The organism is Micromonospora sp. NPDC047707, assembly GCF_040704235.1.
In the GTDB taxonomy this organism is placed as follows: domain Bacteria; phylum Actinomycetota; class Actinomycetes; order Mycobacteriales; family Micromonosporaceae; genus Micromonospora.
In genome coordinates this window covers 1-1,227 of record NZ_JBEYSU010000158.1, presented here as the reverse complement: position 1 = coordinate 1,227, position 1,227 = coordinate 1, and the positions used below count along the sequence as shown (strand labels likewise).

The window sequence follows — 1,227 nt, the reverse complement described above, 5'->3', positions numbered from 1 at the left end:
ACAACAGAAAGCTCGTCAGGCGTCACCGCAACATCGAACTACCCCGGACCACTCCCACGACCCAACGACACGCCCACCTAACAAAGCACTACTAGGGCCTGTGTCGAAGTCGGTCATAGCCACTCGTTGATGGCGGCGAGGTGAATGGTGGCCTCGTAGCGGACGGCCAGCTTGTCGAATCGGGTGGCCACAGCGCGGTTGCGTTTGAGCCGGTTGATGCCGCACTCCACGGCGTGGCGCTGCTGGTAGAGGTGCAGGTCGAAGGCTGGTGGGCGGCCGCCCTTGGAGCCTCTGGCCCGCCGGTGCGCGTCCTGGTCGGCCTTGCTGGGGATCGTCGCGGCGATGCCGCGCCGGCGTAGGTACTCCCGGTTGGCTTTCGACGTGTACGCCTTATCGGCCAAGACGCGGTCCGGCCGGGTTCTCGGACGGCCGGTGACCAGACGCGGAACGCGGATGGCGGCCAGGACCGGGATGAACTGCGGGCTGTCGCCGCGAGGTCCGGCGGTCAGCACGACGGCGAGGGGCTTCTGGCCTTGCTCGCAGCCCAAGTGCAGCTTCGTGGTCAACCCACCGCGAGACCGGCCCAGCGCATGATCGGCCGGTTCGACGCTGACGCCGCCGGGTGGTTCGGCCTGCAGATCCCCCTTTTCCTCGCCCCGGCAGCGTGCTGGTGGGCGCGGGCGCTGGTCGAATCCACCGACACGTCCCAGGTGATCCTGCCGGCCGCGTCGGCAAGAGTCTGCAACGCGGTGAGCAGCTGCTTCCAGGTCCCGTCGCGCTGCCACCTGCGGAACAGGGCATACACCGCCGACCAAGACCCGTACTGCGGTGGCACGTCCCGCCACGGAGCGCCTACCCGGATCCGCCACCGGATCCCGTCAATCAACTGCCGCCTGCTCCATGACGACGGTCGACCTGGCCGCTTCGGCGCCGGCAGCAACGGCTGCAGCACCGCCCACTGCACGTCGGTCAGGTCGAACCGCCTCGTCACCGCTAGGGTGTCCACGAGGTCTCCGGTTTCAGGTTCTGCTTGGTCGCTGAACCATCTACCGGAGACCTCGCCATATCTCGATCATCGACACGCCGAACGGTCACACCAGCTCAGGCATCACCGCCGACTTCGAGACAGGCCCTAAACCAGCACGACCAAAGGCCCAACCCTGTCTGTATACCTTGTCGCCGGTGTTGCCGCATCCGCCACCCCGGCCACCCTCGATGATCACCTGC

At 67.1% G+C, this 1,227-nt stretch carries 1 pseudogene; it reads right to left on the bottom strand.

From position 1 onward, the window contains the following. Positions 1–113: 113 nt before the first annotated feature. Positions 114–1,006 (bottom strand): annotated as a pseudogene (locus AB0873_RS32590) (IS5 family transposase). Between the last annotated feature and the right edge of the window lie 221 nt (positions 1,007–1,227).